The 25,772-nt window shown below is 63.1% G+C and carries 22 protein-coding genes and 1 pseudogene; 8 read left to right on the top strand and 15 right to left on the bottom strand.

The window, feature by feature from the left end:
• Positions 1–28: 28 nt before the first annotated feature.
• Positions 29–1,387 carry a glutamine synthetase family protein gene (locus AC3RCP_RS30420; RefSeq protein WP_007928318.1) on the bottom strand — a complete coding sequence of 453 codons (1,359 nt, stop codon included), beginning with the start codon at positions 1,385–1,387 and terminating at the stop codon, positions 29–31.
• 30 nt (positions 1,388–1,417) lie between these two features.
• Positions 1,418–2,215, bottom strand: a complete 798-nt coding sequence (locus AC3RCP_RS30425) for a gamma-glutamyl-gamma-aminobutyrate hydrolase family protein (protein ID WP_007928316.1) — start codon at positions 2,213–2,215, stop codon at positions 1,418–1,420.
• Positions 2,216–2,483: 268 nt separating this feature from the next.
• Between AC3RCP_RS30425 and AC3RCP_RS30430 the strand changes: the two genes are divergently transcribed.
• Both AC3RCP_RS30430 and AC3RCP_RS30435 read left to right on the top strand, forming a co-directional pair.
• Complete coding sequence (locus tag AC3RCP_RS30430) at positions 2,484–3,860, top strand: glutamine synthetase family protein (RefSeq protein ID WP_007928314.1); 1,377 nt, start codon at positions 2,484–2,486, stop codon at positions 3,858–3,860.
• A 211-nt stretch (positions 3,861–4,071) separates the two neighbouring features.
• Complete coding sequence (locus AC3RCP_RS30435) at positions 4,072–4,707, top strand: TetR/AcrR family transcriptional regulator (RefSeq protein ID WP_101336225.1); 636 nt, start codon at positions 4,072–4,074, stop codon at positions 4,705–4,707.
• A gap of 65 nt (positions 4,708–4,772) precedes the next feature.
• Here the strand turns inward: AC3RCP_RS30435 and AC3RCP_RS30440 are convergent, their stop codons facing one another.
• The 10 genes from AC3RCP_RS30440 to argE form a co-directional block, all read right to left on the bottom strand.
• Positions 4,773–4,988 (bottom strand): TOBE domain-containing protein, encoded by a 216-nt coding sequence (locus AC3RCP_RS30440; protein ID WP_007928303.1) that lies wholly within the window; start codon positions 4,986–4,988, stop codon positions 4,773–4,775.
• 108 nt (positions 4,989–5,096) lie between these two features.
• A complete protein-coding gene (ssuB, locus tag AC3RCP_RS30445) occupies positions 5,097–5,903 on the bottom strand; it encodes an aliphatic sulfonates ABC transporter ATP-binding protein (RefSeq protein ID WP_007928301.1) in 807 nt (268 codons plus the stop codon).
• Positions 5,900–6,688 carry an aliphatic sulfonate ABC transporter permease SsuC gene (gene ssuC, locus AC3RCP_RS30450; RefSeq protein WP_007928299.1) on the bottom strand — a complete coding sequence of 263 codons (789 nt, stop codon included), beginning with the start codon at positions 6,686–6,688 and terminating at the stop codon, positions 5,900–5,902. Before ssuC ends, ssuB begins: the two co-directional genes overlap by 4 nt.
• A 9-nt stretch (positions 6,689–6,697) precedes the next feature.
• The gene (gene ssuD / locus AC3RCP_RS30455) at positions 6,698–7,846 is read right to left on the bottom strand and encodes an FMNH2-dependent alkanesulfonate monooxygenase (protein WP_492570604.1); all 1,149 of its coding nucleotides are present in this window, start codon (positions 7,844–7,846) and stop codon (positions 6,698–6,700) included.
• 25 nt (positions 7,847–7,871) lie between these two features.
• Entirely contained in the window at positions 7,872–8,840 is a 969-nt protein-coding gene (locus AC3RCP_RS30460; RefSeq protein ID WP_101336227.1) for a sulfonate ABC transporter substrate-binding protein, read from the bottom strand.
• An 89-nt stretch (positions 8,841–8,929) separates the two neighbouring features.
• The gene (ssuE, locus tag AC3RCP_RS30465; protein WP_007928287.1) at positions 8,930–9,523 is read right to left on the bottom strand and encodes an NADPH-dependent FMN reductase; all 594 of its coding nucleotides are present in this window, start codon (positions 9,521–9,523) and stop codon (positions 8,930–8,932) included.
• Positions 9,524–9,731: 208 nt separating this feature from the next.
• Positions 9,732–10,370 carry a peroxiredoxin gene (locus AC3RCP_RS30470; RefSeq protein ID WP_492570603.1) on the bottom strand — a complete coding sequence of 213 codons (639 nt, stop codon included), beginning with the start codon at positions 10,368–10,370 and terminating at the stop codon, positions 9,732–9,734.
• A gap of 272 nt (positions 10,371–10,642) precedes the next feature.
• Positions 10,643–12,016, bottom strand: coding sequence for an OprD family porin (locus tag AC3RCP_RS30475; RefSeq protein ID WP_101336228.1), 1,374 nt, complete (start codon positions 12,014–12,016; stop codon positions 10,643–10,645).
• 507 nt (positions 12,017–12,523) lie between these two features.
• Entirely contained in the window at positions 12,524–13,822 is a 1,299-nt protein-coding gene (gene argA / locus AC3RCP_RS30480; protein WP_009046098.1) for an amino-acid N-acetyltransferase, read from the bottom strand.
• A gap of 145 nt (positions 13,823–13,967) precedes the next feature.
• Positions 13,968–15,116, bottom strand: coding sequence for an acetylornithine deacetylase (gene argE, locus AC3RCP_RS30485; protein ID WP_492570690.1), 1,149 nt, complete (start codon positions 15,114–15,116; stop codon positions 13,968–13,970).
• Positions 15,117–15,275: 159 nt separating this feature from the next.
• On the opposite strand from argE, the gene AC3RCP_RS30490 reads away from it, so the two are divergent.
• Positions 15,276–16,643: a CYTH domain-containing protein gene (locus tag AC3RCP_RS30490; RefSeq protein ID WP_101336229.1), complete on the top strand. Its 1,368-nt coding sequence runs from the start codon at positions 15,276–15,278 to the stop codon at positions 16,641–16,643.
• Positions 16,644–16,728: 85 nt separating this feature from the next.
• Here AC3RCP_RS30490 and AC3RCP_RS30495 read toward each other — a convergent pair whose 3' ends face one another.
• The gene (locus AC3RCP_RS30495; RefSeq protein ID WP_007928270.1) at positions 16,729–17,199 is read right to left on the bottom strand and encodes an Lrp/AsnC family transcriptional regulator; all 471 of its coding nucleotides are present in this window, start codon (positions 17,197–17,199) and stop codon (positions 16,729–16,731) included.
• Between the two features lie 124 nt (positions 17,200–17,323).
• Here AC3RCP_RS30495 and AC3RCP_RS30500 point away from each other — a divergent pair, with 124 nt between their 5' ends.
• From AC3RCP_RS30500 to AC3RCP_RS30515, 4 genes and pseudogenes are all read left to right on the top strand, one after another.
• Positions 17,324–17,644, top strand: coding sequence for an ACT-like domain-containing protein (locus AC3RCP_RS30500; RefSeq protein WP_009046101.1), 321 nt, complete (start codon positions 17,324–17,326; stop codon positions 17,642–17,644).
• A gap of 126 nt (positions 17,645–17,770) precedes the next feature.
• Entirely contained in the window at positions 17,771–19,549 is a 1,779-nt protein-coding gene (gene tfpB, locus AC3RCP_RS30505; RefSeq protein ID WP_085532928.1) for a type IV pilus assembly ATPase TfpB, read from the top strand.
• Between the two features lie 498 nt (positions 19,550–20,047).
• Positions 20,048–20,374: pseudogene (locus tag AC3RCP_RS30510) on the top strand (HAMP domain-containing protein); the annotation flags it as partial.
• A gap of 141 nt (positions 20,375–20,515) precedes the next feature.
• Positions 20,516–21,229 carry a methyl-accepting chemotaxis protein gene (locus tag AC3RCP_RS30515; RefSeq protein ID WP_370686844.1) on the top strand — a complete coding sequence of 238 codons (714 nt, stop codon included), beginning with the start codon at positions 20,516–20,518 and terminating at the stop codon, positions 21,227–21,229.
• Between the two features lie 56 nt (positions 21,230–21,285).
• On the opposite strand, the gene AC3RCP_RS30520 is transcribed toward AC3RCP_RS30515, so the two are convergent.
• Positions 21,286–22,299: a hypothetical protein gene (locus AC3RCP_RS30520; protein WP_492573461.1), complete on the bottom strand. Its 1,014-nt coding sequence runs from the start codon at positions 22,297–22,299 to the stop codon at positions 21,286–21,288.
• 155 nt (positions 22,300–22,454) lie between these two features.
• Here AC3RCP_RS30520 and AC3RCP_RS30525 point away from each other — a divergent pair, with 155 nt between their 5' ends.
• Positions 22,455–22,769, top strand: coding sequence for a DUF2388 domain-containing protein (locus tag AC3RCP_RS30525; protein WP_007928261.1), 315 nt, complete (start codon positions 22,455–22,457; stop codon positions 22,767–22,769).
• Positions 22,770–22,846: 77 nt separating this feature from the next.
• Here AC3RCP_RS30525 and gcvP read toward each other — a convergent pair whose 3' ends face one another.
• On the bottom strand, positions 22,847–25,720 hold the full coding sequence (gcvP, locus tag AC3RCP_RS30530) for an aminomethyl-transferring glycine dehydrogenase (protein ID WP_492570601.1): 2,874 nt from the start codon (positions 25,718–25,720) through the stop codon (positions 22,847–22,849).
• Between the last annotated feature and the right edge of the window lie 52 nt (positions 25,721–25,772).

A 25,772-nucleotide genomic window follows, 5' to 3' on the forward strand; every position in this document is an offset into this window, starting at 1 on the left:
GCCGCCAGTGACGGCGGCGCCCCGCGCATCAGACGGCGAAGAGCAGGAATTCCCGCTCCCACGAACTGATGACGCGCTTGAAGTTTTCATGCTCGGCCCGCTTGACCGCGACGTAGCCAGTGATGAATTTCTTGCCCAGGTACTTCTCGATGGTCTTGCTGTTTTCCATGCGCTCCAGGGCGTCCTCGATGGTCAACGGCAGGCGCAGGTTGCGGCGCTCGTAACCGCGGCCGACCACCGGCGCGCTCGGGTTGTGGCCTTCGACCATGCCGATGAACCCGCACAGCAGGCTGGCGGCGATGGCCAGGTAAGGGTTGGCGTCGGCGCCCGGCAGGCGGTTTTCCACCCGGCGGTTCTGCGGCCCGGCATCCGGCACGCGCAGGCCCACGGTGCGGTTCTCTTCGCCCCACTCCACGTTCACCGGTGCCGAGGTGTCCGGCAGGAAGCGGCGGAACGAGTTGACGTTGGGCGCGAACAGCGGCAACAGCTCGGGGATGAACTTCTGCAGGCCGCCGATGTGGTTGAGGAACAGCTGGCTCATGGTCCCGTCTTCATTGGAGAAGACGTTCTTGCCGGTCTCGATGTCGATGATGCTCTGGTGCAGGTGCATGGCGCTGCCCGGCTCGCCGGTCATCGGCTTGGCCATGAAGGTGGCGGCCACCTCGTGCTTGAGCGCGGCTTCGCGCATGGTGCGCTTGAACACCAGGATCTGGTCGGCCAGGGACAGGGCGTCGCCGTGACGGAAGTTGATTTCCATCTGCGCCGTGCCGTCTTCGTGGATCAGCGTGTCGAGGTCCAGCTCCTGCAGTTCGCACCAGTCGTAGACGTCCTCGAACAGCGGGTCGAATTCGTTGGCCGCTTCAATGGAGAACGACTGGCGACCGGTTTCCGGGCGACCGGAGCGGCCGACCGGTGGCTGCAATGGGTAGTCCGGGTCGTCGCTGCGCTTGGTCAGGTAGAACTCCATCTCCGGCGCCACGATCGGCTGCCAGCCGTGGTCGGCGTAGAGTTTCAGGACCTTCTTGAGCACGTTGCGCGGCGACAGCTCGATCGGGTTGCCCTGCTTGTCGTAGGTGTCGTGGATCACCTGGGCGGTCGGCTCGATGGCCCAGGGCACGAGGAATACCGCGTTCTGGTCCGGGCGGCAGACCATGTCGATGTCGGCCGGGTCCAGCAGTTCGTAATAGATGTCGTCTTCGACATAGTCGCCGGTCACCGTCTGCAACAGCACGCTCTCGGGCAGGCGCATGCCTTTTTCGGCGATGAACTTGTTGGTCGGCGAGATCTTGCCCCGGGTAATCCCGGTCAGGTCGCCAATCATGCATTCGACTTCTGTGATCTTGTGGTCTTTCAACCAATCGGTGAGCTGGTCGAGGTTGTTACTCATAAATGCCTCTAGGCGTGAGTTTCCTGGCTCTTATAAGCCAGGTTTTTGTGACGCATTGGCGTCGCGTTGAATGACCCGCTTGCGACAGGCATCGCCAAATGCCTGGAAGATAGCGAGGTAGTGAGGGTTAGAGCTTACCTGCCATTCGGGGTGCCATTGCACCCCCAAAGCAAAAGCCTTGCCTCCCTCGATCGGCGCCCCCTCGACAGAGAAGGCTTCGATCAACCCATCGGGTGCCAGGGCCTCTATCTTCAGGCCCGGCGCCAGACGTTCAACGCCTTGGCCATGAATCGAATTGACTTCAATCTGCGCCGGCAGGCCGAGGCCGGCCAGCACCCCGCCCGGCTGCACATGCAGCGCATGGGCCGGAGCGTATTGCACTTCCACTGGCTGGCTATCGTCCTCGCGGTGGTCCATGAACGGACCGGCTTCGTGGACCCGCTGATGCAGGCTGCCGCCGAAGGCCACGTTCATTTCCTGAAAACCGCGGCAGATCCCCAGTACCGGAACCCCGGCCGCCACCGCGGCGCGGATCAGCGGCAGGGTGCTGGCATCACGGGCAGGGTCGTGCGCGGTTCCCGGCGCGCTGGCGGGACCGCTATAGTGAAAAGGTTCGATATTGGAGGGTGAACCGGTAAAGAGGAGGCCATCCAGACCGTCCAGAATATCGGACGGGCTCAGAATATCGGCCAGGGACGGGAGGATCATGGGCACGCCCTTGGCTGCTATTGCCACTGCGCGGACGTACTTGTCGCCACTGATGTGATAAGCATGCAGACCGATCTGCCTGGAGCAGGCGGTGACGCCGATTAACGGCAGGCGAGACATGAAACACCCCGGTATTATTGCTGTTATGGGTTTAAATCGAGCTTAGCCTTGTTCATTTTTTTACACAACACCCCCGTAAAAAATACAACACGGCCCGCTCAAGGCTGCGGCGGCCAAGCCCTCCGAAGCCAGAAAAGCGCCCCAAAAATGCCCCATAGGCGCTTTTTTAGGGCAAAAAAGGCCTCGCTTGACTTCGGCATGCCGTTCGGGTTGACTGAAACCTGAAAAGATCAATGATTGATATTTTTAACAACAAAGGTGTTGCATCATGTCGGTACCCCCGCGTGCCGTTCAGCTTAACGAAGCGAACGCGTTCCTTAAGGAACATCCTGAGGTTCTGTACGTTGACCTTCTGATTGCGGATATGAATGGTGTGGTGCGCGGCAAGCGCATCGAACGCACCAGCCTCCACAAGGTTTACGAGAAAGGCATCAACCTGCCGGCCTCTTTATTTGCTCTGGATATCAATGGCTCGACGGTGGAAAGCACCGGCCTGGGCCTGGACATCGGCGACGCCGATCGAATCTGCTATCCAATCCCCGATACCCTGTGCAATGAACCCTGGCAGAAGCGCCCCACCGCGCAACTGCTGATGACCATGCACGAACTCGAAGGCGACCCTTTCTTCGCCGACCCGCGCGAAGTGCTGCGTCAAGTCGTTGCCAAGTTCGACGAGCTGGGCCTGACTATCTGCGCGGCTTTCGAGCTGGAGTTCTACCTGATCGACCAGGAGAACGTGAATGGCCGGCCACAGCCGCCACGCTCGCCAATCTCCGGCAAGCGCCCGCATTCGACCCAGGTCTACCTGATCGATGACCTCGACGAGTACGTCGACTGCCTGCAGGACATTCTCGAAGGCGCGAAAGAACAAGGCATCCCGGCCGACGCCATCGTCAAGGAAAGTGCTCCGGCGCAGTTCGAAGTGAACCTGCACCACGTCGCCGACCCGATCAAGGCTTGCGACTATGCGGTACTGCTCAAGCGTCTGATCAAGAACATCGCCTACGACCATGAGATGGACACCACCTTCATGGCCAAGCCTTACCCAGGCCAGGCGGGTAATGGTCTGCACGTCCACATTTCGGTCCTGGACAAAGACGGCAAGAATATTTTTGCCAGCGAGGATCCCGAGCAGAACGCCGCACTGCGTCACGCGATCGGCGGTGTGCTCGAGACCCTACCGGCGCAGATGGCTTTCCTCTGCCCGAACGTCAACTCCTACCGTCGTTTCGGCGCGCAGTTCTATGTGCCGAACTCGCCGAGCTGGGGCCTGGACAACCGTACCGTGGCCATCCGCGTACCGACCGGTTCTTCCGATGCCGTGCGCATCGAACACCGTGTCGCCGGTGCCGATGCCAACCCGTACCTGCTGATGGCTTCGGTGCTGGCGGGCGTGCACCACGGTCTGGTCAACAAGGTCGAACCGGGCGCGCCAACCGAAGGCAACTCCTACGAGCAGAACGAGCAGAGCCTGCCGAACAACCTGCGCGATGCATTGCGCGAGCTGGACGACAGCGAAGTCATGGCCAAGTACATCGATCCGAAATACATCGATATCTTCGTGGCCTGTAAAGAAAGCGAGCTGGAGGAGTTCGAGCACTCAATCTCCGACCTCGAGTACAACTGGTACCTGCACACCGTGTAAGCGGCTGCAGCAAAAAAACGCCACCGGCCGCAAAGGCCCGTGGCGTTTTTTTATGGCCGCCTTGCGGCGGATCGCGGGCAAGCCTCGCTCCTACAGGATCGGAGCGTATGCCATTTCCATCTTGCAGGAGCGAGGCTTGCCCGCGAAGGCGTCCTGGCAGACAACACCCGACACGCCTCGTACAATGCCCACTGCCCCGCAGGAGACTCCCATGACACGCGTAGCCACCCCCCGCAAACCCCGCGCACGCAGCCAGGCCCGGATCGACTCGATACTCGATGCCGCCCGCACCCTGCTTGCCGCCGAGGGCGTGGCCAGCCTGTCGATCTACAGCGTGGCCGAGCGCGCGGAGATTCCTCCCTCCTCGGTCTACCACTTCTTCGCTAGCGTTCCCGCCCTGCTCGAAGCCCTGACCGCCGACGTCCACGCCGCGTTCCGCGCCTGCCTGCAAGAGCCCATCGACCACGCCGCCCTGAGCAGCTGGCACGACCTGTCGCGCCTGGTCGAACAGCGCATGCTCGCCATCTACAGCGCCGACGCCGCGGCCCGCCAGTTGATCCTGGCCCAGCATGGCCTCACCGAGGTCACCCAGGCCGACCGCCAGCACGACATCGAACTGGGCGACCTGATGCACAAGCTGTTCGACCAGCACTTCCAGCTGCCGGTACTGCCCGCGGACGTCGATGTGTTCGCCCTGGCCATGGAGCTGGGCGACCGCGTCTACGCGCGCTCGGTCCAGCAGCATGGGCAGATCACTGAGCGCATGGCCGAGGAAGGCATGCGGGTGTTCGATGCCTACCTGGGGCTGTACTTGCCGCCTTACCTGCCAAAGCGCCCTGCCCTGTAGCCGTCAGCGCCCACAAAAAAGCCCCGAAGGGCTCACGCCATCCGGGGCCGGTTGTCGCGCACCGATCACAACTTGGCGATCGATACCTCGGTGGATTTCACGAACGCGATCACTTCGCTGCCGATCGCCAGTTCCAGCTCCCGGACCGAACGGGTGGTGATCACCGACGTGACGATGCCGGAGGCGGTCTGCACGTCGATTTCCGAGAGCACGTCGCCTTCGACGATTTCCTTGATGGTGCCTTTGAACTGGTTGCGAACGTTGATGGCCTTGATAGTCATACGATTTCTCCTCGGGTCGAAATAAGCGGCAAGTTTCAAGCGGCAAGCTGCAAGTCAAAGCACTCGACTCCTTCTTGCAGCTTGCAGCTCAAAGCTTGCCGCTGCTTTTTATTGCGCCCAACGCAACTGCGTGGGCAAGGGTGAAACGGGTTCCGGCTCGGGCGGCGACCCGGGCAGCGACAACACGCGGTTGAGTACTTCGGCTTCCAGCGCCGCCAATCGATGGGAGCCACGCACCCGTGGGCGCGGCAGCTCCACCAGCAGATCGAGACCAACCTCGCCTTCTTCGATCAGGATCACCCGGTCGGCCACCGCCACCGCTTCGCTGACATCGTGGGTCACCAGCAGGACGGTGAAGCCATGCTGCTGCCACAGGCGCTCGATCAGTTGCTGCATCTCGATCCGGGTCAGGGCATCCAGCGCGCCCAGAGGCTCGTCCAGCAGCAACAGGCGTGGCTGGTGAATCAGCGCCCGGGCCAGGGCCACCCGCTGCTTCTGGCCACCGGACAAGGCGGCCGGCCACTCGTTGGCGCGATCGGCCAGGCCCACCGCCTCCAGGGCTTCCAGGGCCTGGGGGCGCCAATCGCCCTTGAGGCCCAGGCCGACGTTGTCGATGACCTTCTTCCAGGGCAGCAGGCGCGCCTCCTGGAACATCAGGCGGGTGTCCTCGATGGCCTGGCTCAGCGGCGCGGCACCGGCCAGCAGTTCACCGCCGGTGGGTTTGTCGAGGCCGGCCAGCAAGCGCAGCAAGGTGCTCTTGCCGCAACCGCTACGGCCGACCACCGCAACGAATTGCCCGGCCGGAATATGCAGGTCGATCTCACGCAACACCTGGCGCGAACCGAAGGTCTTTTGCAGCTTGCGCACCGCCAGCGGAATACCGCGCAGCAGGCGTGGAGGTTGTTGAGCCGTCATTGCGCACCTCCCCTGGCCACTTGATAGGCCGGATGCCAACGCAGCCAGGCACGCTCCAGGCCGCGCGCGGCGAGGTCCGCCAGTTTGCCGAGCACGGCATACAGGACGATGGCCAGCACCACCACGTCGGTCTGCAGGAACTCCCGGGCGTTCATCGCCAGATAACCGATGCCGGAGCTGGCGGAGATGGTTTCCGCGACGATCAGCGTCAGCCACATAAAGCCCAGGGCAAACCGCACGCCTACCAGGATCGAAGGCAAGGCGCCCGGCAGGATCACCTGACGGAACAGGGCGAAGCCGGACAGGCCATAGCTGCGCGCCATTTCCACCAGCGCCGGATCGACGTTGCGGATGCCGTGGTAGGTGTTCAGGTAGATCGGGAACAGGGTGCCCAGGGCCACCAGGAAAATCTTCGCCGACTCATCGATGCCGAACCACAGGATCACCAGGGGAATCAGCGCCAGGTGCGGCACGTTGCGGATCATCTGCACCGAGCTGTCCAGCAGGCGCTCGCCCCACTTCGACAGGCCGGTGATAAAGCCCAGGGCCAGGCCGATGCCGCCGCCGATCAGGAAACCGATCGCCGCGCGCCAGCCGCTGATAGCCAGGTGGGTCCAGATTTCGCCGCTGCGCACCAGGCCGACCCCGGCTTCGATCACCGCGCTGGGTGCCGGCAGGATTCGCGTCGACAGCCAGCCGGCCGAGACCGACAACTGCCACACCGCCAGTAACAGCAGCGGCAGGGCCCAGGGTGCCAGGCGATGGAACAAGGTTTGTCTGTTCATGGCCGCGCCTCAGCTCTGGGACGCAGCTTTGGGGATGATGTCGTTGGCGACCATTTCGCCGAACGGGCTGACGTAGCCGGCGCCCTTGGGCAGCTCGGGACGTTCGATATCCAGGTGCGGGAACAGCAGCTCGGCCACCCGGTACGACTCTTCCAGATGGGGGTAACCGGAGAAGATAAAGGTATCGATACCGAGGTCCGCATACTCCTGCATCCGCGCCGCCACGGTCGGGCCATCGCCGACCAGCGCGGTGCCCGCGCCGCCCCGTACCAGGCCGACGCCGGCCCAGAGGTTGGGGCTGACTTCCAGCTTGTCGCGACGCCCGCCGTGCAGGGCCGCCATGCGTTGCTGGCCGACCGAGTCGAAACGCGCCAGTGACGCCTGGGCGCGGGCGATGGTGTCGTCGTCCAGATGGGAGATCAGGCGCTCGGCCGCCTGCCAGGCCTCGGCGTTGGTTTCACGCACGATCACATGCAGGCGAATGCCGAAGCGCACGCTGCGCCCCTGCTTGGCGGCCTTGGCCCGGACCTGCTCGATCTTCTCGGCCACCGCGGCCGGTGGTTCGCCCCAGGTCAGGACCATGTCCACCTGCTCGGCGGCCAGGTCCTGCGCGGCTTCCGAAGAGCCGCCGAAGTACAGCGGTGGACGCCGTTGCTGGATCGGCGGATAGAGCAGCTTGGCGCCCTTCACGCTGATGTGTTGGCCGTCGTAATCGACGGTCTCGCCTTCCAGCACCCGGCGCCAGATGCGGGTGAACTCCACCGAAGCCTGGTAGCGCTCTTCATGGCTGAGGAACAGGCCGTCGCCGGCCAGTTCGTCCGGATCGCCGCCGGTCACCAGGTTGAACAGCGCCCGGCCACCAGACAGGCGATCCAGGGTTGCCGCCTGGCGTGCCGCCACCGTCGGGGAAATGATCCCGGGGCGCAGGGCGACCAGGAACTTCAGGCGCTGGGTCACCGGGATCAGCGAGGCCGCCACCAGCCAGGAATCCTCGCAGGAACGTCCGGTGGGAATCAGCACGCCGCCGAAACCGAGGCGGTCGGCCGCCTGGGCGATCTGCTGCAGATAGCCGTGGTCGACGGCGCGAGCGCCTTCGGCGGTGCCAAGGTAATGGCCGTCGCCGTGGGTAGGCAGGAACCAGAAAATATTGAGGCTCATGGAGTTGTCTCCTAATGGGATCGAGTTACGGCGCTTTGGCAACGGCGGCTGGAGGCGTCCAGATCACGTCTTTGATGCTCAGGGGTTTGGGAATCAGCTTGAGCTGGTGGAAGCTGTCGGCGATTTTCTGCTGGGCCGCCACCACGTCCGGGGTCAGGAAGTGCGCGCCATAGCCCTGGCGTTTCACCGAGGTCAGGGTGATGTCCGCCGGCAGGCCGAGCAGTGGCGCCACCTGCTGGGTCACCTCGTCCGGGTTGGCCTTGGACCATTCGCCCACCGCGCGCACTTCTTCCACCAGGGTCTTGATCACCTCGGGGTGCTGTTGCGCGTAGGGTCTGGTTGCCAGGTAGAACTGGTGGTTGTCGACGATGCCGCTGCCGTCACGCAGGGTGCGGGCTTGCAGCTGCTGCTCGGCCGCCGCCTGATAGGGGTCCCAGATCACCCAGGCATCGACGCTGCCACGCTCGAAGGCGGCGCGGGCATCGGCGGGCGGCAGGAATACGGTCTGGATGTCGCTGTACTTGAGGCCGGCGTCTTCGAGGGCGCGGACCAGCAGGTAGTGCACGTTGGAGCCCTTGTTGAGGACCACCTTCTTGCCCTTGAGCTCCGCCACCGACTTGATCGGCGAATCCTTGGGGACCAGGATCGCTTCGCTGGTCGGCGCCGGTGGCTCGTAGGCCACGTACAACAGGTCGGCACCGGCGGCCTGGGCGAATACGGGCGGGGTCTCGCCGGTGACGCCGAAGTCGATGGAGCCGACGTTCAGCCCTTCCAGCAACTGCGGGCCACCGGGGAACTCAGTCCATTGCACCTGCACGCCCTGCTCCGCCAGGCGCTTCTCCAGCGAGCCCTTGGCCTTGAGCAGCACCAGGGTGCCGTATTTCTGATAGCCGATACGCAGGGTTTCGGCCGCTTGGGCTTGAACGATGGCGCCGAAGGACACAGCCGCAGCAAACAGAGCGACCAGACCACGACGCAAAATCACAGGGCGCATGGCGCTCTCCTTTTTGCTGTTGGGTTTTGGCTGCACCTGCTAGGCCGTTGGCGGCTAAGTAAGGCCAGTACTTCAGAATCGGGTAGGACTCAAATGCTCCAGCGAGCACTCAACAAACGGTCATTCAACAGATTCGGGTCCAGCGGCTTGGGACGCCGCGCCATGGCGCTGTGGAACTGTTCCAGGGCTTCGCGCAAACGCTGCTCCAGCGCCGGTGCCAGCTGCGCCTGGGCGCTGCCTTCGCCGTAGGCGATCTGGCTGTCTTCGGCGAAGATGCCCTGGAGCATCTCCTGGGCCTTCAGGGCCGACAGCACCGGCTTGAGTGCGTAGTCCACCGCCAGCATGTGGGCGATGCTGCCGCCCGTGGCCATCGGCAGCACCACCTTGTGGTTCAGGGCGCGTTCCGGCAGCAGGTCGAGCACGGTTTTCAGCGCGCCGGAAAACGATGCCTTGTAGACCGGGGTGGCGATCAGCAGGCCATCGGCCTGTTCGATCTGTTGCAACAGGTCGATCACCATCGGGCTGTCGAAGCGCGCATGGAGCAGGTCCTCGGCCGGGAAATCCCGGACCTGATAGTCGACCACTTCCACACCTTGTTGCTGCAACCAGCGTTTGGCGTGTTCCAGCAGCACCCCGGAGCGGGAGCGTTGGCTGGGACTGCCACCGAGTGAGACGACCAGCATGCAGAGGTTTCCTTTAGCGGTAATGGGCGATTCGCGGTTTGCGATCTCGCTGAGCTGAGCAGACCTTAACAGCCTATTTATATATCCATAAATCTTATTTTTTCATTTGTTTATTCTTTAAATGAATATAAGAAAAGCCATTTTCCAGGCAAAAAAATAGGCCGTCGAAACGGCCTTAAAACCCCTGCTTTGTGAATACGGTCTTGGGTCAGCGATTCGGCTGTGGAGTCAGGCGCAGGTAGGGTTTGACCGCGCGATAACCTTTGGGGAAGCGTTTCTTGATTTCCTCTTCGTCCTTGAGCGACGGCACGATCACCACTTCATCACCGTCCTGCCAGTTGGCCGGGGTGGCCACCTTGTAGTTGTCGGTGAGCTGCAGCGAGTCGATCACCCGCAGGATCTCGTGGAAGTTGCGCCCGGTACTGGCCGGGTAGGTGATGGTCAGGCGCACCTTCTTGTTCGGATCGATGACGAACAGCGAACGCACGGTCAGGGTGTCGTTGGCATTCGGGTGGATCAGGTCGTACAGGTCCGAGACCTTGCGGTCGGCGTCAGCCAGGATCGGGAAGTTGACGAGGGTGTTCTGAGTTTCGTTGATGTCCTCGATCCACTTGTGGTGCGAGTCCACCGGGTCCACCGACAGGGCAATGGCTTTCACGCCGCGCTCGGCGAACTGCTCCTTGAGCTTGGCGGTAAACCCCAGCTCAGTGGTGCACACCGGGGTGAAGTCCGCCGGATGGGAAAACAGCACGCCCCAACTGTCGCCGAGCCACTCGTGGAAGCGAATCTTGCCGGCACTGGAATCCTGTTCGAAGTCGGGGGCGATGTCGCCAAGTCTGAGGCTCATGTTGCTGCTCCTGTGAGTGCGTTATGAGCCCTACTGTGCCTGCGCCTGGGAATATTTAAAAAGAATAAATATCGATTTATTTAGATCGAAAATGAATATTAAAAATCTCTTCACTGGATTCGCGCACGCCCAGGGCACACCATCCTCGACAAGGTTCGAGAAGGCCTTGAGTAGCTGTAAAGAGGGGTTTCGGGGAGGACCTGCGGGGGTGGGTCCGACCTGGATGACAACACCTCGCCCGGCATTGCGCCGGGCGAGGTTTTAACGTCGGATTACAACAGCGGGATCGAGTAGCTGACGATCAGGCGGTTTTCGTCCTGCGAGCGCTGGCCCGGAATGTCGTTACGCCACATGGCGTTTTTCCAGGTCAGGCCGAGGTTTTTCAGTGGACCTTCCGGAATCACGTAGGCCACGGTCAGGTCGCGTTCCCACTCGCTGGCGTTGGTAACCGAAACGGAACGCTGAGGGGTAACGGAACCCTCTCGGCCAGTCGTATCGATGTTGTCGCCACGCAGATAGATCACACCAGCGGTCAAGCCGGGCACGCCTACCTTGGCGAAATCGTAGGAGTAGCGAGCTTGCCAGGTACGTTCGCCAGCACGGGCGAACTTGGCGATCTGCATGTCGGTAGTCAGGTAAGCCGACGAACCGTCACCCTGGTTCAGCCAAGGGAAATCGCTGTCACCGTTACTGACCTGGTAGCCACCACCGAAGGTATGACCGGCAACCGAGTACAGGAACAGGCCGCTGATCAGGTTGTTATCAACCTTGCCCTTGGTGATGCCGGTACCGTAGTCACCGGTGGTGTAGTAGGCCGAGTCATGGCCGTTGGCACCGTCGTCGCGGCTGTTGAAGTAGCGCAGGTCAGACTTCAATACGCCCGGGCCGATAGCCCAGTTGTGCAGCAGGCCAACGAAGTGCTGCTTGTAGAAGTCTTTCAGGTTGCCGTAGTAGTACTGAGCGGTCAGATCTTTAGTGATCTTGTAGTCACCACCACCGTAGATGAACTTGTTGCTGTCGCGACCAGCAGCGGTGTGCGCGTTGGCGCCGGCAATCGACAGTTCTTCGTTGTTGCTGGAGTTACGACCCTTGGCATGCTCGATCTGACCGCCAACCAGTGTCAGGTCCTTGATGTCGTTCGAGGTGATCTGACCGCCCTGGAAGGTTTGCGGCAGCATACGGCCATCGTTGGTCACGATGACGGGCAGTTTTGGCTGCAGGGTACCGAGCTTCAGCTCAGTCTGAGAGATCTTGGCTTTGGCAGTCAGGCCCAGGCTGGAGTAGTTATCGACTGCTTTGCCGTTGGACTCGCTCGGGAAGACGGTGCCGCCGTAAGAAGTAGCAGAGGCGCCGTTGGTGCCGCCGCCCGAGTCCAGCTTGATACCCAGCAGGCCGATGGCGTCGAGACCGAAACCAACGGTGCCTTCGGTGTAACCGGAAATGAAGTTGAGCTGAAAGCCTTGGCCCCACTCTTCCTGCTTGCTCTGCGCGCCGGACGCCTTGGTATCGGCATCGCGGTTGTCAGTATTGATATAGAAGTTACGCAGACCCAGAGTGGCCTTGCTGTCTTCGATGAAACCGGCGGCGCCTGCCTGCTGCGCCAGAACCCCAACGGCCACAGCCAGGGCCAAGGTGGACTTGTTCATGTTTCGCTCCTCTCGTTTCTAATTCTTGTGTACTCAGGCCCAGGGTCTGATGCCCCGGGTCCATCGGTGGGCGATTAGCGCCAGACCGTGACTCATAAGTCAATCGCAACCAACTGTGTCTACGACCAAGGTCTAATCGCGATGATTTGCTCCTTGCAGGGTAATGAGTTTTCCATAATCCCAAAAAGAATTATTTCATTCTTTTTCATACCGTTCTGGAATATCAGTAGATATGCCTGCTTAAGCCGTGGCACAAGGTATCGGCGTACCGTCTGATTCCTGAATGGTATTTCCCCGCTGATCTTTAGATCGATCAGTTAAAACATAAGCCAGATACGTCAACCAGTATCAAAAAGGCGACGCAATAATGGCTTCGCGCCGATGGTCGCGTCAATTTGTTACAGTTTTTGTGTCACTCGAATTTATTTTTCTGAAACACAAATCGCTTACAGCGGGTGCAGCAAAAACCCACTCCTGTCAAGAGCGGGTTGCCGAAGGGAGTAATGCTCAGAGGGCTTTTTCGAAGATCTTCGAGTTGCGCTGGTAGTTGTACAGCGAGGCCCGCGCAGAAGGCAGGCGCTCGACACTGCTAGGTGCGAAACCGCGTTCGCGGAACCAGTGGGCGGTACGGGTGGTGAGGACAAACAGGGTTTTCAGGCCCTGGGCCCGGGCCCGGGTTTCGATCCTTTCCAACAGTTCGTCGCCGCGACCGCCGTGGCGGTATTCCGGGTTCACCGCCAGGCAGGCCAGCTCCCCGGCGTCGGAGTCGGCGATCTGGTAGAGCGCGGCACAGGCGATGATCATCCCCTCGCGCTCGACCACGCTGAACTGTTCGATCTCACGCTCCAGCACCTCGCGGGAACGCCGCACCAGAATCCCCTGTTCTTCCAGCGGGCTGATCAGATCCAGCAGACCGCCGACGTCCTCGATGGCCGCCTCGCGGACCAGTTCAAACTGCTCCTGGGCCACCAGCGTACCGCCACCGTCACGGGTGAACAGCTCGGTCAGCAGCGCGCCGTCTTCGGCGTAGCTGACGATATGGCTGCGCCCTACTCCGCCCCGACAGGCTTCGGCCGCGGCATCCAGCAGTTCCGCCTGATAGTTGCCGCCCAGACGCTGCAAATGCGCCGGCACCTGCTGCGGACGCAGTTCGCGCACCAGGTTGCCGCTTTCATCCAGCAGGCCACGCTCGGCGCCGAACAGCAGCAGTTTGTCGGCAGCCAGGTCGATGGCCGCGCGGGTGGCGACGTCTTCGCAGGCGAGGTTGAAGATTTCCCCGGTCGGCGAGTAGCCCAAGGGCGACAGCAGTACGATCGAGCGCTCGTCCAGCAGGCGGTTGATGCCCTTGCGATCGACCCGGCGCACTTCGCCGGTGTGGTGATAGTCGACACCTTCGAGCACGCCGATCGGCCGGGCGGTCACCAGGTTGCCGCTGGCGACCCGCAGCCGCGAACCCTGCATCGGCGAGGACGCCATGTCCATGGACAGCCGCGCTTCGATGGCGATGCGCAACTGGCCGACGGCGTCGATCACGCACTCCAGGGTCGCCGCATCGGTGATGCGCATGCCGTGGTGGTAATGCGGGGTCAGGCCACGGGCGGCCAGGCGGGCTTCGATCTGTGGACGCGAGCCGTGCACCAGCACCAGGCGCACACCCATGCTGTGCAGCAGCACCAGGTCGTGGACGATGTTGCCGAAGTTCGGATGTTCTACGCCGTCGCCGGGCAGCATGACCACGAAGGTGCAGTCGCGGTGGGCATTGATATAAGGAGAAGCGTGACGAAGCCAATTGACGTAATCGGGCATAACCTGAGCCTGTAAATAAGAAGCAGCCTATAAAAGGACGAAACGGGAAAACGCACAGCGGGCTGGTGGTTATCGTCGGAACAGGCTTGGCGACACGCTCGCTCTCCTTGAGGTACGGGCTTGGCCGTCGGTGATTTAGTAGAAATCAGGCCGGCGTCAGGCAGTAATGGTTAATCAGTTCACGTAGTAGATGCACGGTAGGCTGCAAGCGTGACATTTCGAGGTATTCCCCCGGCTGGTGAGCACAGGCGATGTCGCCCGGGCCCAGCACCACTGTCTCGCAGCCAAGGCGCTGAAGATAAGGCGCTTCGGTGCCGAACGCCACTGCTTCGGCGCGATGGCCGGTCAGGCGTTCGGCCACCCGCACCAGTTCGCAGTCTTCGGCCTGCTCGAAGGCCGGTGCTTCGGGGAACAGCGGCGCATAGTCGATCTTCACCTGATGCCACTCGGCCACGGGCACCAGCTTCTGCCGAATGGCCGCGCGCAGCGCCTGCGGGTCCATGCCCGGCAACGGCCGCAGGTCGAACTCCAGCGAGCACTGACCGCAGATCCGGTTCGGGTTGTCGCCACCGTGGATACACCCAAGGTTCAGGGTCGGCTGCGGCACGCTGAACTGCGGATTGCGGAATTCGCGCTGCCACGCCAGGCGCAGGCCGCGCAGTTCGCCGATGGCATCGTGCATGGCTTCCAGGGCGCTATGGCCCAGGCTCGGGTCGGAGGAATGGCCGCTGCGCCCGAGAATATCGATGCGCTCCATCATCACGCCTTTGTGCATGCGGATCGGCCGCAGCCCGGTCGGCTCGCCAATCACCGCGGCGCGCCCCAGTGGCCGGCCGGCTTCGGCCAGGGCCCGGGCGCCGGCCATGGAGCTTTCCTCGTCACAGGTGGCGAGGATCAGCAATGGCTGCTTGAAAGGCTGGTCCAGCAGCGGCCGGACCGCCTCGATGACCAGGGCGAAAAAGCCTTTCATGTCGCAGCTGCCGAGGCCGACCCAGCGTCCGTCGACCTCGGTGAGCTTCAGCGGGTCGGTCTGCCACAACGCGCCGTCGTAGGGCACGGTGTCGCTGTGTCCGGCCAGCACCAGGCCGCCGGGGCCGCTGCCGAAGCTGGCGAGCAGATTGAACTTGCCGGGGCTGACCTGCTGGATGTCGCAGGCAAAACCCAGGTCGCCGAGCCAGCTCGCCAACAGGTCTATGACCGCACGATTGGACTGATCCAGCGCCGGCTGGGTACAGCTGACCGAAGGTGTGGCAATCAGCGCAGCGAACTGCTCTTTCATGGACGGCAATGGCATGCGCTGGCTCCCGGGCTCCAAGATGAAGTCCATCATAGAGCCATCCTGCGACAGGAATAAACCGCCACGGCACCTCGACGCGGCGAGTCCTGTACACTGCACGGCCTTGGCAGCCACACATTTCCCCCGGCTGCGCTCCCGATCCTGGATTTTCCGGCCATGCAGAAAGAAACCGAAATCAAACTCCGCGTCAGCCGCGAAACCCTCGCCGCCCTGCGTGAGCACCCGCTCCTGAAAAAACGCAACAAAAGTGGCTGGGAACACCGCGAACTGATGAACCAGTACTTCGACACGCCCGAGCGCGACCTGGCCCACGCCAAGGTCGCCCTGCGCCTGCGCCGCGACGGCGAAGAAGTGATCCAGACCCTCAAGACCCGCGGCCAGAGCGTCGCCGGCCTGTCGGAACGCAACGAGTACGACTGGCACCTGGCCAAAGCCAAGCTCGACCTGAAGAAACTCGACGGCGAATGCTGGCCCGAGCAACTGGCCGAGCTGGACAAGAAAACCCTCAAGCCGATCTTCACCACCGACTTCGTCCGCGAACGCGCGGAAATCGCCTGGGGCCGCGGCAAGGCCAAGGTGGTGATCGAAGCCGCCCTGGACCTGGGCCACGTGATCGCCGGCAAGCAGAAGGAAGAGATCTGCGAGCTGGAACTGGAACTGCGCGAAGGCGAACCGGCCGCCCTGCTGGAACTGGCCGCCGAACTGGCCGCCACCCTGCCACTGATGCCCTGCGATATCAGCAAGGCCGAGCGCGGCTACCGCCTGTTCGACGCCAACAGCTACTCCCTGAGCCTGCCCGCTCTGGAGCTGAGCGCGCAAACGCCGCTGGACGACGCCTTCGCCGCGCTGACCTGGCACCTGCTGGGCAGCAGCCAGCGCCTGGCCGAGCAATATCGCTTCAACGGTCACTGGCGTCTGCTGCAGGACTGGGTCGAGAACCTGGCGGAACTGCGCGCCCTGGTCAGCAGCCTGGGCCAGGCCGCGCCGCGCCAGGCGACCGCCGAGTTGCGCGCGTCGCTGGACGGCCTGCTGGAAGACTGGCGTCCGCTGGTGCAAGCCGGCCTGGACGACGAAGACGTGCGCAAGGCCGCGCCCGAACAGTTCATCGAAGAGCTGCAGGACGTGCGCTGGGGCCTGTTCTCGCTGAACACCTCGCGCTGGTTGCTGGCCCGCAGTTGGACCGCCGAGCGCAATACCCGTGGCAACCGTCAGGGTGCGGCGCAACTGGGCAGCTGGTTGCCGCGCCTGCTGGCCGACGAAGCCAGCGCCCTGCAACTGCCACGCTACCAGCAACAGCCAGAAGACCTGGCCGAGCAACTGCCGCGCATCGAACGCATCCAGTCCTGGTTGCATCACGCGCGCAACGTGCTGGAAATCCCAGAGCTGGATCGCCTGTACGGCGAGTTGAACAAGCTGGCGCAACTGGCCAACGAGCCGATCACCGACGAAACCCTGGATGCCCGCAAGCAACAGGCGATCACGGTGTTCCAGAACCGCGCGTGGAAGACCTTGCTGCGCATGTAACGGCCTGATTGCGAGCAAGCTCGCTCCTACAGGTTGGCGGTAATCCCTTGTAGGAGCGAGCTTGCTCGCGATAGCGCCAACTGCATCAACGCAGGACGGGCAGGCTGGTCGTGGACTTGATCTCCGACAGCGCCACGATCGAATTCACTTCCTGGATCCCCGGCACCATCGACAGTTTCTCGAAGAAGAAACGCTCATACGCCTCGATGTCCGCCGTGACGATGCGCAACAGGAAATCCACCGCCCCCATCAGCACATAACACTCCAGCACCTCCGGAAAACCGCGGATCGCCTCGGTGAATTCGGTGAAGTTGGAACGGCCGTGGGCGTTGAGTTTGACCTCGGCGAAGATCTGCGTGTTGAGGCCGATCTTCTTGCGGTCGAGCAAGGTCACCTGGCCACGGATCACCCCCTCCTCCTTGAGCCGCTGGATCCGCCGCCAGCACGGTGACTGCGACAGCCCCACCTGCTCGGCGATCTGCGCGCTGGACAGCGAAGCATCCTCTTGCAGCAGCGCCAGAATGCGGCGGTCGTAAGCGTCCAGCTCGCTATGCATAGAAAACCCTCAATAATCTTTAAGGACGAATCATCCAATTCGATAATCCGGAAAATACGTTCATCTTAGATAAGAAATACCCGCAACCGAATGTAAAAATTTCTCCATTGATCTGGAGAACCCCATGCCCTCTCTCGAAGCCGTCAGTTCCCGCGCCGATGTGTGGAATGTCGCCAACACCCATTGCCGGGTGCATTACCAACTGGTCACCGACGCCGAAGCCGATGTGCTGTGCCGGGTGCTCAATCATTTCGCCCTGCAGTCCCTGTTGCCGCAGCAGGTCCAGGTGCAACAACAGGACGGCTCGCTGCTGATGGAAGTGCTGCTCGACGGCCTGAGCTGGCACCGCGCCCAGGTCATCGCGGAAAAACTGCGCAACCTGATCAGCGTGTGTTCGGTACAGCTGCAACTGGCCGAGCGCGAGCCGCTGCAGGCCGCCGGCTGAGGGCGCCAGGCAAAACCCTGCAACGCTTGGGCGACTGGCGGTCGCCATCCCGGGACTATTCTTGGCATTGCGTGGTCAGAGGCGCATCTAACCCGCCTGCTGCCGGATTGTTCACAAGGAGCCCGCATGTCCGTTCCTCTCGTTACCCAGGACCACTGGCTGGATCTCAACGACCTGCTGCGCGACCTGGTCGCCCAGGGTTTCATCAGCCAGGACTCGGCCGAACACGCCCTGACCACCCGTCGTAATGCCGCCAACAGCCAGCTGCATCCGCTGGAGTTTCTCGCCAGCCAGCACCTGGACGACCTCAGCCGGCCCGGCAGGCGCCTGGACCTGGAAAGCCTGACCCTGTGGCTGGCGCAACAGGCCGGCCAGCCGTACCTGCGCATCGACCCGCTGAAAATCGACGTTGCCGCCGTGACGCCGCTGATGTCCTACGCCTTCGCCCAGCGCCACAAGATCCTCGCGGTGTCGATCGACGCCGAGGCGATCACGGTGGCCAGCGCCCAGCCTTATGTCAGTGCCTGGGAAGCCGACCTGACCCACGTGTTGAAACTGCCGATCAAGCGGGTGGTGGCCAACCCGGTGGAAATCCAGCGCCTGACCGTGGAGTTCTTCCGCCTGGCCAAGTCGGTCACCGGCGCCAGCGCGGACCAGAAAAGCCACGCCCCGGGCAACTTCGAACAACTGCTCAACCTCGGCGCCAGCGATCAGGAGCCCGACGCCAACGACGCGCACATCGTCAACATCGTCGACTGGCTGTTCCAGTACGCGTTCCAGCAACGGGCCAGCGATATCCACATCGAGCCGCGCCGCGAACAAGGCACCGTGCGCTTTCGCATCGACGGGGTGCTGCACAACGTCTATCAGTTCCCGCCCCAGGTCACCATGGCCGTGGTCAGCCGCCTGAAAAGCCTGGGCCGGATGAACGTCGCGGAAAAACGCAAACCCCAGGACGGCCGGGTCAAGACCAAGACCCCGGAAGGCGGCGAAGTGGAATTGCGCCTGTCGACCCTGCCCACCGCCTTCGGCGAAAAAATGGTCATGCGCATCTTCGACCCCGAGGTGCTGCTCAAGGACTTCGACCAGTTGGGGTTCTCCAGCGACGACCTGCGGCGCTGGCAGGAAATGACCCGCCAGCCCAACGGCATCATCCTGGTCACCGGCCCCACCGGTTCGGGCAAGACCACCACCCTGTACACCACCCTGAAGAAACTGGCGACGCCGGAGGTCAACCTCTGCACCATCGAGGACCCGATCGAGATGGTCGAGCCGGCGTTCAACCAGATGCAGGTCCAGCACAACATCGAGCTGACCTTCGCCAGCGGCGTGCGTGCGCTGATGCGCCAGGACCCGGACATCATCATGATCGGCGAGATCCGCGACCTGGAAACCGCGGAGATGGCGATCCAGGCCGCGCTCACCGGCCACCTGGTGCTGTCGACCCTGCACACCAACGACGCGCCCGGCGCCATCAGCCGCCTGCTGGAACTGGGCGTCGCGCCTTACCTGATCAAGGCCACGCTGCTGGGAGTCATGGCCCAGCGCCTGGTGCGCACCCTGTGCCCGCACTGCAAGACCCCGCTGACCCTGGACGAAGGCGACTGGCAAAGCCTGACCCGGCCCTGGCAGGCACCGCTGCCCAGCCATGCCCACGGCGCCACCGGCTGCCTGGAATGCCGCGATACCGGCTACCGGGGCCGCGCCGGGGTATATGAAATCATGCAGTTGAGCGACAGCCTCAAAGCCCTGATCAGCGCCGACGCCGACCTGCTCGCCATACGCCGCCAGGCCTTCTTGGAAGGCATGCGCAGCCTGCGCCTGTCCGGGGCGCAGAAAGTCGCGGCCGGGCTGACCACCCTCGAGGAAATATTGCGGGTCACCCCACAAAGCGAGCAGCGATAAGGCCCCTCGTCAGTGGCTTCCCGTGCCTCTGGACTACGCTTAGCCACACGTCCAAGCGAGCAGGGAACGGGCATGAACATCCGTCAGAAAATGATCGTCTCCGGAGCGGTCAGTGTACTGGCCATCGCACTCGTCTCCAGCATCGGCTGGTGGGGCCAGGTGCGACTGGCGCAAGCGCTGGCGGACAGCCAGCTCAATGCCAGCGCGCTGCGCAATCACCTGGAAGCCGACATGATGCACGACGCGCTGCGGGCCGATGTGCTGGCCGCCTTCGCCAGCCCGCCCGGCGCGGCCAGCGAGGGCGAGCAGATCAGAAGCGACCTGCGCGAACATGGCGAATGGTTCCGCAAGGCCCTCGCGGAAAATGCCGGGCTGCCCCTGGCGCCGGACATTCGCCAGGCCATCGGCGAGCTGCAGCCGGTGCTGGAAAACTACATTGGCGCCGCGCAACAGATTGCCGAACAGGCGCTGCGCGACCCTGTCGCCGCCCGCGCGGCAATGCCAGCGTTCGCCAAGAGCTTCAGCGAGGTGGAAAGCCGCAACGAGGCCCTGAGCAGCAAGATCGAAACCAGTACCGCGCAGGCTCGCGAAGCCAGCGAAAAAGCCGTGCGCCAGGCCGGCTGGTGGCTGGTTGGCGGCAGCCTGCTGGCCGTATTGGCGCTCTGCCTGCTGACTCGCCGGTTATTGCACTCGGTACTGCGCCCCCTGGAAAAATCGGTCGCCACGGCCCGGGCCATCGCCCAGGGCAACCTCAGCCTGCCGATCAGCGTCGACAGCGACGACGAGGCCGGGCAGTTGCAAAAAGCCCTGGGCGAGATGCAGAGCAACCTGCGGGACATGATCACCACCATTCGCCGCGAAAGCGAAGGCCTGCAAGGCACCTCCCACAACCTGAGCCAGACCTCCCAGGGCATTGCCAGCGGGGCCAGCGAGCAAGCCCAGGGCGCGAACAGCATGGCCGCGGCCATGGAGCAGATGATCAGCAATATCGCCCAGGTGGCCGAGCATGCGCGTAACGCTCAGGACATCTCGGCACAGTCGGAATCCCTCGCCGGCAGCGGCGGCCAGGTCATCCTTGGGGTGGTCGATGGCATGGCCCACATTGCCGAGGCGGTCAATCAGTCGTCGCAAAGCATCACCGCCCTTGGCCAATCCTCGGAGGAAATCCACTCGATCATCCAGGTGATCAACAGCATCGCCGAGCAGACCAACCTGCTGGCCCTGAACGCCGCGATCGAGGCAGCCCGCGCCGGCGAGGCCGGGCGCGGGTTCGCCGTGGTCGCCGACGAAGTGCGCAGCCTGGCCGGGCGCACGGCGCAATCGACCCGGGAAATCACCGGCATGATCGAGCGCATCCGCGAAACCACCAGCCAGGCGGTGCGCAGCATGCAAACCGGGGTCAGTCGGGTGAACGACGGGGTGAGCATGGCCCAGCAGGCCGGCACCTCGATCAACGAAATCCGCGAAGGCGCGCAACGCTCGGCGCTGATGGTCGAGGAGATTTCCCACACCATCGGCGAGCAGTCCAAGGCCAGCAGTGAAGTGGCGCAACAGGTGGAGATGATCAATCAGGTTGCGCAACGCAACAGCCAGGCCATGCATGAACTGGCGACGACGGTCGAACACATGGAGCGCTCCGTCGCCACCCTGCAGACCTCGGTGACGCGTTTTCAGTTGTAAGAAGGGCCCGGGCCACCCGTGAAAAGATACCGCCGACGACAGCCCGCAGCGGCCCGCTACCAGTCGGCGACACCCAAACCGGCATTGGGCTTGATCCACAGCACCGCTCCGTTATCACGGCGTTGCTGTATCGAGCGCCCGGCGTCGAGCGTTTCCCCCGTACGCAGGTTCTGCGCGCAGTCCGACTTGCTCGGGCTGAACATCAAGGTCCCCGGCGTGTCCTGGCGAACCCTCATGCCGCGGGGGTAGTGCCAATCGCCCAGGGTCAGGTCTTGCGCCAGTTGCCCACGCCAACGTCCGGGTTGCTGCTGCTCGTCGAGGTCCAGGCTCAGGTCCGACAGCGCTATCCCCTGGATAACCACCGCAGGTGAAGCCAAACCGATGGTGTCGATGCTGAACCTGCCGTCGTACTGCCTGACCTCGCTGGAGTCCGGCCACTTCACCCCGGCCACATCGGCCCCGGTCACCAGGGTGCAGGCAGAGAAGCGCCAGCGACTGGGCTGCAAGCGGTCCGCGTCGGCAATGTCCAGCGTTACCCAGGTGCCGCCGGCGCAGGGCCAGCCCGCAACGACCTGGTCACGGCTCAGCAGCATCTTTGAGAAAGGGCCGCTGCCGTACATCTGCAACTCTGTAACCTCTACGCCGTTGATCCTGTGTGGTGCAGCGAATTCGGCGTAAAAGAGGCTGCGCAGTCCATAGGGTTGCGGCCGGCCTTGCGCATCCAGGGGTTCAAGTGTTCTCAGATTCAGCTTGGCACCTGCGGGCAATTGCAGGCCATCAAGCTGTACGTCCTGCTCAAGTTGCGGGTGGTGCGCCTCATTCAGTTGATTGTCCCGGTGGATTTTCCACAGTACGCAAACCACGATGATTACGCATACCCCTGCAAGCACACCGAAGTGCAGGGGTTGACGACGCATCCGGTGTCGGCAGGCCGGAATGAGCAAGGCAATCAACGGCAAGGGAAGTCCGATAAAGGACAGCAACACCAGGTTCAGCAGGGTTCCATACATCATCGCGCCAAAAATCAAGGCAAGCATCCGTGCAGTCGAGAAAGTCGCCCATGGTGACAAATGCGACTGCTGCGTTCCAGTGCGCCGACTCAACGCCGAAGTACCGCTCAGCCCCCGTCCACACAGGCGAAAGCTTGTTGGAGCAGCAGGGAACTCAATCGGGCCAACGCCTATCAAAGGGCTCAGTTTTTCCCCCCTAGTTGGAGTCACCCACCATGCGTCTCAAAACAGCTGTCGCCACCCTGGCCCTGCTTTCCCTGCCTGTAGGTTCGGCAATGGCCGACAGCTTCTGGCGTAACATCCTTTCCACCGGCGCCACCACCGCGTCCACCTACCTGACTTCCAAGGATCACAAGCTGATCGGCGCCGCCCAGGACGACGCCAGCAGCTTCGTCGCCAGCGAAGGCAACATCCGCGGTCCGTACCTGGAAGCCGCGATGCAGAAAGTCCGTGCCGACAACCCGGGCCTGCAGGCCACCGACATGGAGCTGGCCAACGCGATCCTGGCGAAAAACGCCGTCGCCCAGTGACCTCCAGCCTGTAGCCAGGCTGACGCAACGAAAAATGCCGCTCACGAGAGCGGCATTTTTTTGCCCGTCGTTCGAGCTCAGCGATAGGCATCCACCGGTACGCAGGCGCAGAACAGGTTGCGGTCGCCGTAGACATTGTCGACCCGGTTCACCGTCGGCCAGTACTTGTGCGCCCTGGCGTGGGGGCTGGGGATCACTGCCTGCTCGATGCTGTAGGGCCGCTCCCAGACCCCGGCGATGTCCGCCAGGGTATGGGGCGAGCGCTTGAGCGGGTTGTCTTCGGCCGGCCAGTTGCCTTCCTGGACCTGGGCGATTTCGGCGCGAATGCTCAGCATGGCCTCGATAAAACGGTCCAGCTCGGCCTTGGACTCGCTTTCGGTGGGCTCCACCATCAGCGTGCCCGGCACCGGGAACGACATGGTCGGCGCGTGGAAACCGTAGTCCATCAGGCGCTTGGCCACGTCCTCTTCGCTGATGCCGGTCTGCGCCTTGAGCGGCCGCAGGTCGAGAATGCATTCGTGGGCGACCCGGCCGTTGCGCCCGCTGTAGAGCACCGGGAAGGCCCCGCTCAGGTGTTCGGCCAGGTAGTTCGCCGAGAGGATCGCCACCTCGCTGGCATCCGCCAGCTGCGGGCCCATCAGGGCGATGTACATCCAGCTGATCGGCAGGATGCTCGCGCTGCCCCAGGGCGCCGCGCTGACCGCGCCGTTCTGCGGCAGCGGCCCGTCGATGGCCACCACCGGGTGGTTGGCCACGAACGGCGCCAGGTGCTCCCGCACGCCGATCGGCCCCATGCCCGGGCCACCGCCGCCGTGGGGAATGCAGAAGGTCTTGTGCAGGTTCATGTGGGAAACGTCGGCGCCGATATCGGCCGGCCGCGTCAGCCCGACCTGGGCATTGAGGTTGGCGCCGTCCATGTACACCTGGCCGCCGTGACTGTGGATCACCTCACAGATCTCACTGATGCCCTCTTCGTACACCCCGTGGGTCGAAGGATAAGTGGCCATCAGGCACGCCAGGTGTCCGCCCGCAATCTGCGCCTTGTCCTTGAGGTCTTGCAGGTCGACGTTGCCGGCGGCGTCGCAATCGACGATCACCACCTGCATGCCGGCCATCTGCGCCGAGGCCGGGTTGGTGCCGTGGGCCGAGGCGGGAATCAGGCAGATACTGCGTTCTCCCTGCTGGCGGCTCTCGTGGTATTTGCGGATCGCCAGCAACCCGGCGTACTCGCCCTGGGCCCCGGAGTTGGGCTGCATGCAGATCGCATCGAAGCCGGTAATGGCGCATAACCAACGCTCCAGCTCCTCGATCATCAGCGAATAGCCGAGGGCCTGTTCCGGCGGGACAAAGGGATGCAGGTTGGCGAAGCCGGGCCAGGTGATGGGGATCATCTCGCTGCTGGCATTGAGCTTCATGGTGCAGGAGCCCAGCGGGATCATCGACTGGTTCAGCGCCAGGTCCTTGTTCTCCAGTTGCTTGAGATAGCGCAGCATCTCGGTTTCGCTGTGATGGCTGTTGAACACCGGATGGCTCAGGTAAGACGTGCTGCGCAGCAGGTCCTGGGGGATGCCCGGGACCAGGGTTTCAGCATCCAGTTGCGCGACGTCCAGCCCGTGGTCGGCGCCGAGGAACACATCGAACAGCCGGGCGACGGTGCTCTCGTTGCAGGTTTCATCCAGGCTCAGGCCCAGGTGCCCGCGTCCGAGGATCCGCAGATTGATCTGCGCGGCCTTGGCGCTCTCGATGATGGCCGTCTGGCTACCGCCGACCTCCAGCGTCAGGGTGTCGAAGAACTGCCGGTTCAGCCGCTCGATGCCCTTGCGTTCAAGGCCGGCGGCGAGGATGCAGGTCAGGCGATGGACGCGCTGGGCGATGCGCCGCAAGCCTTCCGGGCCGTGATAGACCGCGTAGAAACTGGCGATATTGGCCAGCAGCACCTGGGCGGTGCAGATGTTCGAGTTGGCTTTCTCGCGACGGATATGCTGTTCGCGGGTCTGCAGGGCCATGCGCAGCGCCACGTTGCCCCGGGCATCCTTGGACACGCCGATGATCCGTCCCGGAATCGCCCGCTTGTACTCCTCGCGACTGGCGAAGAACGCCGCGTGGGGCCCGCCATAGCCCATGGGCACGCCAAAGCGCTGGGACGAACCGAACACCACGTCGGCCCCCAGCTCGCCCGGCGGCGTCAGCAGCAACAGGCTCAACAGATCGGCCGCCACGCAGGCCAGCGCCTGCTGCGCGTGCAGGTGATCGATCAGCGGCCGCAGGTCGCGAATCTCGCCGTGGGTGTCCGGGTATTGCAACAAGGCGCCGAACACCTGGTGCCGCTTGAGGTTGTCCAGGCTGTCGACCACCAGTTCGAAGCCGAACCCTTCGGCGCGGGTCTGCACCACCGAGAGGGTCTGCGGATGGCAGTTCTGGTCGACGAAGAACAGATTGCTTTTCGACTTGGCCACGCGCTTGGCCAGGGCCATGGCTTCGGCGGCGGCCGTGGCTTCGTCCAGCAGCGAGGCGTTGGCCAGTTCCAGGCCGGTGAGGTCGATGGTCAGTTGCTGGAAATTGAGCAGGGCTTCGAGCCGGCCTTGGGCGATTTCCGGTTGGTAGGGCGTGTAGGCGGTGTACCAGCCGGGGTTTTCCAGCACGTTGCGCAGGATCACCGTGGGGGTCAGGGTGCCGTGATAACCCATGCCGATCAGGCTGGTCCAGACCTGGTTCTGCTCGGCGTAACCGTGCAATTTGGCCAGGGCGGCCTGCTCGTCCAGCGCTGGCGGCAGGTCCAGCGGACGGTTGAAACGGATGCCCGGCGGCACGGTCTGTTCGATCAGCTCGACCCGGCTGCCCAGGCCCAGGCTGTCGAGCATCGCTTGCTGCTCGGCGGCGTCGGGCCCGAGGTGACGCCGCAGAAAGGCATTGGGATCGCGTAACTGACTCAAGGACGGCAACTGGGACATGACGGGCTCTCTCTCAGGCGGCGCTCGGCGTCGATGGAACACGGTCAAAGCA

The organism is Pseudomonas sp. GW822-FHT05A08, assembly GCF_058800485.1.

What these genes read in the sequence shown, in the direction of transcription:
- AC3RCP_RS30420 (WP_007928318.1), bottom strand. Translation starts at nt 1,387, where the DNA reads ATGAGTAACAACCTCGACCAGCTCACCGATTGGTTGAAAGACCACAAG.
- AC3RCP_RS30475 (WP_101336228.1), bottom strand. Translation starts at nt 12,016, where the DNA reads ATGAACAAGTCCACCTTGGCCCTGGCTGTGGCCGTTGGGGTTCTGGCG.
- AC3RCP_RS30500 (WP_009046101.1), top strand. Translation starts at nt 17,324, where the DNA reads ATGCCCTCTCTCGAAGCCGTCAGTTCCCGCGCCGATGTGTGGAATGTC.
- argE (WP_492570690.1), bottom strand. Translation starts at nt 15,116, where the DNA reads ATGCCATTGCCGTCCATGAAAGAGCAGTTCGCTGCGCTGATTGCCACA.
- ssuD (WP_492570604.1), bottom strand. Translation starts at nt 7,846, where the DNA reads ATGAGCCTCAATATTTTCTGGTTCCTGCCTACCCACGGCGACGGCCAT.
- AC3RCP_RS30430 (WP_007928314.1), top strand. Translation starts at nt 2,484, where the DNA reads ATGTCGGTACCCCCGCGTGCCGTTCAGCTTAACGAAGCGAACGCGTTC.
- ssuB (WP_007928301.1), bottom strand. Translation starts at nt 5,903, where the DNA reads ATGACGGCTCAACAACCTCCACGCCTGCTGCGCGGTATTCCGCTGGCG.
- ssuC (WP_007928299.1), bottom strand. Translation starts at nt 6,688, where the DNA reads ATGAACAGACAAACCTTGTTCCATCGCCTGGCACCCTGGGCCCTGCCG.
- AC3RCP_RS30435 (WP_101336225.1), top strand. Translation starts at nt 4,072, where the DNA reads ATGACACGCGTAGCCACCCCCCGCAAACCCCGCGCACGCAGCCAGGCC.
- ssuE (WP_007928287.1), bottom strand. Translation starts at nt 9,523, where the DNA reads ATGCTGGTCGTCTCACTCGGTGGCAGTCCCAGCCAACGCTCCCGCTCC.
- gcvP (WP_492570601.1), bottom strand. Translation starts at nt 25,720, where the DNA reads ATGTCCCAGTTGCCGTCCTTGAGTCAGTTACGCGATCCCAATGCCTTT.
- AC3RCP_RS30460 (WP_101336227.1), bottom strand. Translation starts at nt 8,840, where the DNA reads ATGCGCCCTGTGATTTTGCGTCGTGGTCTGGTCGCTCTGTTTGCTGCG.
- AC3RCP_RS30470 (WP_492570603.1), bottom strand. Translation starts at nt 10,370, where the DNA reads ATGAGCCTCAGACTTGGCGACATCGCCCCCGACTTCGAACAGGATTCC.
- AC3RCP_RS30525 (WP_007928261.1), top strand. Translation starts at nt 22,455, where the DNA reads ATGCGTCTCAAAACAGCTGTCGCCACCCTGGCCCTGCTTTCCCTGCCT.
- tfpB (WP_085532928.1), top strand. Translation starts at nt 17,771, where the DNA reads ATGTCCGTTCCTCTCGTTACCCAGGACCACTGGCTGGATCTCAACGAC.
- AC3RCP_RS30425 (WP_007928316.1), bottom strand. Translation starts at nt 2,215, where the DNA reads ATGTCTCGCCTGCCGTTAATCGGCGTCACCGCCTGCTCCAGGCAGATC.
- AC3RCP_RS30440 (WP_007928303.1), bottom strand. Translation starts at nt 4,988, where the DNA reads ATGACTATCAAGGCCATCAACGTTCGCAACCAGTTCAAAGGCACCATC.
- argA (WP_009046098.1), bottom strand. Translation starts at nt 13,822, where the DNA reads ATGCCCGATTACGTCAATTGGCTTCGTCACGCTTCTCCTTATATCAAT.
- AC3RCP_RS30495 (WP_007928270.1), bottom strand. Translation starts at nt 17,199, where the DNA reads ATGCATAGCGAGCTGGACGCTTACGACCGCCGCATTCTGGCGCTGCTG.
- AC3RCP_RS30490 (WP_101336229.1), top strand. Translation starts at nt 15,276, where the DNA reads ATGCAGAAAGAAACCGAAATCAAACTCCGCGTCAGCCGCGAAACCCTC.
- AC3RCP_RS30515 (WP_370686844.1), top strand. Translation starts at nt 20,516, where the DNA reads ATGGAGCAGATGATCAGCAATATCGCCCAGGTGGCCGAGCATGCGCGT.